Consider the following 3,981-nt stretch of genomic DNA (forward strand, 5'->3'; position numbering starts at 1 on the left):
TTCCCGCTTATATCCCCGCCCGATTGGGCGAGGGTTTACGCGGATTTTGCTAAAACAGAGGAATTAGTTTTTAAAGGCGCGGATTCTAGCAGCCTGACTGACCGAGGTACAGAAAAACTGGAAAATATTTTGCTGCACTTGCACAATGCGGCTTTTTGTCACACCATATGCGCCATTCTGAGGCCACTGCCTCCGCGAACACCGAGTTATTGCCATGCAAACCCCTTTCCCAAACCTTCCTCTTAATCAAACTGACAAGGAAAATATCCATGATCGCCTCGATGCCGCAGGCCTTGCTCAAGAACTTTCTCGGCAACGCCCCTTACTGGTACAAATACCTGATCCTCCTGTTTCTGGTTGTTAACCCCGTTATGCACTGGCTGCCAGGGCCTTGGACGCCCCTGGCTGGCTGGGTATTGCTGGCACAATTCATTTTCACCCTGGCGATGGCACTGAAGTGTTATCCCCTGCTGCCGGGCGGTTTGCTGGCCTTGCAAGCCGTTTTTCTGGGAATGACGACACCTGAGATGGTGTTGTATGAAGTGCGACACAATCTGGAAGTTATACTGCTGCTGATGTTCATGGTGGCGGGCATTTACTTCATGAAAAGCCTGCTGCTGTATGCCTTTACCAAAATACTGCTGGGCATCCGCTCCAAATCCCTGCTGTCGTTGATTTTCTGTGCTGCTGCGGCATTGCTCTCAGCCTTTCTGGATGCACTTACCGTCACTGCGGTGATTATCTCCATCACCGTTGGTTTTTATTCGGTCTATCATCGTGTGGCTTCTGGCAAGGAATACCATCAGCACAGCCATGATCATGGCAATGATCTGTCCATCCTTGAGGCTCAGCGCGAAGATCTGGTGCAATTCCGTGGATTCCTGCGCTCCCTGCTGATGCACGCAGCCATCGGTACAGCCCTGGGCGGTGTGTGCACTCTGGTGGGTGAACCCCAGAACCTGCTGATTGCCAAGGAAGCAGGCTGGGATTTCACCACCTTCTTTTTACAGATGGCGCCCGTTACCCTGCCCGTGCTTGCTGCCGGCTTAACCACCTGCCTGCTGCTGGAAAAAATCAAACCCCTTGGACGCTTTTTTGGTTATGCCGGACGCTTGCCGGGGCGAGTACGCGAAATACTGGAAGAGTTTGACCGTGACCAGTCAGAAAAAAGAAGCCCCCGCGAAAAAGTACAGCTGATGGTGCAAGCTGCAGTTGCCGTTTTTCTGGTCATTGCGCTGGCCTTTCATCTGGCCGAAGTAGGCTTGATTGGTCTGGCGGTGATTGTGCTGCTGACCAGCCTGAATGGCATCAATGAAGAACATCAAATCGGCAAGGCATTTCAGGAATCACTGCCCTTCACCGGCCTGCTGGTGGTGTTTTTCACCATTGTGGCTGTCATTCACAGCCAGCAGATGTTCCAGCCTTTCATTGAGCTGGTGCTCAGCCGCCCGCTGGAACAACAGCCCGGCATGCTGTTTATCGCCAATGGTTTGCTTTCAGCCATTTCTGATAACGTATTTGTTGCCACAGTTTATATCGGAGAGATCAAAGCGGCACTGCTGCGGGAAGACATCACCCGTGAACACTTTGAGCTGCTGGCGGTTGCCATTAACACCGGCACCAACCTCCCCAGTGTGGCAACACCCAATGGTCAGGCTGCCTTTCTGTTTCTGCTGACCTCAGCCATTGCACCACTGGTACGCCTGTCTTACGGGCGCATGGTCATGATGGCGCTGCCCTATACACTGGTGATGGGTGGCATGGGTTACTGGGCTGTCACCCACTGGCTGTAATCTCTGCGGGTAATGCTGGCCGGTGACCCGGCCAGCTGCTGCACACCCAACATCACACTCGACAAACCGGCTTGCCAGTTCGGCAGTTGCCACATGATTTTCACTCCACTTATTTTGCGCAGTTGATACAACACTCAACCGCTGGGTTATATTCCAGCCGCCCCGGTGCGATAGGCTCACCACATTCCGCGCAGTCACCGTAGTCACCTGCCTCTATGCGTTTTAAGGCCGCCAGCACCTGCCTTAACTGCTGATTGCGGCGACGCTCTGCTTCCAGCGCCATTTGCTGCCCTTGCAAGGCATCCATACGGGACAGACGACCAACACGAGACTGATCCAGCTCCACGGTTCCGGCCTGATCATTACCTTCCGCCAGGCTTTCCAGTTCTGCTTTCATTTCCAGCAAACGCTGCTGAAAATGCTTTAAGGTTTTATTTTGCAAGGTCTGCCTCCTGTTGGTTGTTTTGGGTAGAATACCACCCCAGATGGTTACACATTATACAAAAGGAAAAACCTGCATGACTGCCAACAAGGATCAACACCCACCGCTGCCGGATGCCGAAGCAGTCAGCCAGTTCATCAGCCGCTGGAAAAACGCCACCGGCAGTGAAAAAGCCAACTTTCCTCCGTTCATCACCGAACTCTGCACCCTGCTGAACCTGCCAACACCGGGACCCGCCACCGATAACCAGCAGGACAACGCCTATGTGCTGGAGCGGCGAGTCACCATCCACAACCCGGATGGCAGCAGCAACAACGGTTTTATAGATCTCTACCGGCGCGGTTGCTTTGTGCTGGAAGCCAAGCAGACCGGCAAAAACTTAGACACTCCCGGCTGGGATAAAGCCATGCTGGCTGCTCACCATCAGGCCGACCGTTATGTCCGTGCCCTGCCAGCCGAAGAAGGCAAGCCGCCCTTTATCATCGTTACAGATGTAGGGCGCTCAATCGAGCTTTACTCCGAATTTACCCGCACCGGCAGCACCTATGTACCCTTCCCCGATCCGGGGCATTACCGCATCCTGATGCAAGACCTGCGCAAAGTGGACATCCAGCAGCGCTTGCAAGCCCTGTGGCTTGATCCTGATAGCCTTGATCCCAGCAAATACGCAGCGCAAGTCACCAAGGGCGTCAGCCGTAAACTGGCGGAGCTGGCAAAATCGCTGGAGCAGGATGGTTATGACGTGGAGCGGGTGGCGCATTTTCTGAAACGCTGCCTATTCACCATGTTTGCCGAGGATGTGGAACTGCTGCCCAGCCAGAGTTTTCACGATCTGCTGGTGGATCTGAAAGAACGCCCGGATGCCTTTCCCCATGCCCTGAAAGCCCTGTGGGAAAACATGAACAGCGGCGGTTACAGTGAACGCCTGATGCAGCCCATCAAGCGCTTTAATGGCGGACTGTTCAAGAACATCAATCCGATGCCGCTGAAACCCGAACAAATTCAACTGTTGATTGATGCCGCCAAGGCCGACTGGCGTTATGTGGAACCGGCGATTTTTGGCACCCTGCTGGAACGTGCGCTGGACCCCCGCGAAAGGCACAAGCTGGGGGCACACTACACCCCACGCGCTTATGTTGAACGGCTGGTGATGCCAACCCTGATTGAACCCCTGCGCCAGCAATGGAGCACCCTGCAAGTGGTGGCACAAAGCCTGATTCAGCAGGGCAAGGACAACAAAGCACTGGAAGAATTGCAGAGGTTTCACCTGCAGCTCTGCGAAACCCGTGTACTCGACCCTGCCTGTGGCAGTGCCAACTTTTTGTACGTGGCGCTGGAACACATGAAACGCCTGGAAGGTGAAGTGCTGAACCTGATCAGCGACCTCTCCCACGGTCAGGTGGGGATGCAAGCCCAGGGACTGACCGTTGATCCGCACCAGTTTTTAGGCATGGAGATCAACCCCCGTGCAGCGGCGATTGCCGAAATTGTGCTGTGGATAGGTTACCTGCAATGGCACTACCGCATTCACGGCAAGCTGGACTTGCCGGAGCCGATTCTGCGGGATTTTAAAAACATCGAAAACCGCGACGCGCTGATTGACTATGACAGCAAGGAACACCTGCTGGATGATCAGGGGCAAACCATCACCATCTGGGATGGCATCAGCACCAAAACCAGCCCTGTCACGGGTGAACTGATTCCCGATGAAAACCAGCGTATTCCGGTGTTTATCTACCACAACCC

At 54.2% G+C, this 3,981-nt stretch carries 5 protein-coding genes; 3 read left to right on the plus strand and 2 right to left on the minus strand.

Translation table 11 applies throughout. From position 1 onward, the window contains the following. Window positions 1-246, plus strand: a 246-nt coding sequence (locus IBX50_RS18135; protein WP_292257797.1) for a hypothetical protein, incomplete at its 5' end; no start/stop codon positions are given. A 23-nt stretch (window positions 247-269) separates the two neighbouring features. After that, on the plus strand, window positions 270-1,793 hold the full coding sequence (nhaB, locus tag IBX50_RS18140; RefSeq protein ID WP_292257799.1) for a sodium/proton antiporter NhaB: 1,524 nt from the start codon (window positions 270-272) through the stop codon (window positions 1,791-1,793). On the opposite strand, the gene IBX50_RS18145 is transcribed toward nhaB, so the two are convergent. Then, on the minus strand, window positions 1,766-1,888 hold the full coding sequence (locus IBX50_RS18145) for a hypothetical protein (RefSeq protein ID WP_292257802.1): 123 nt from the start codon (window positions 1,886-1,888) through the stop codon (window positions 1,766-1,768). The genes nhaB and IBX50_RS18145 overlap by 28 nt on opposite strands. A 14-nt stretch (window positions 1,889-1,902) precedes the next feature. Continuing rightward, window positions 1,903-2,235, minus strand: a complete 333-nt coding sequence (locus IBX50_RS18150) for a TraR/DksA C4-type zinc finger protein (RefSeq protein ID WP_292257804.1) — start codon at window positions 2,233-2,235, stop codon at window positions 1,903-1,905. 76 nt (window positions 2,236-2,311) lie between these two features. On the opposite strand from IBX50_RS18150, the gene IBX50_RS18155 reads away from it, so the two are divergent. Then, on the plus strand, window positions 2,312-3,981 hold a 1,670-nt coding region (locus IBX50_RS18155; protein ID WP_292257806.1), incomplete at its 3' end, for a type IIL restriction-modification enzyme MmeI.

This window comes from Marinospirillum sp. (assembly GCF_014859565.1).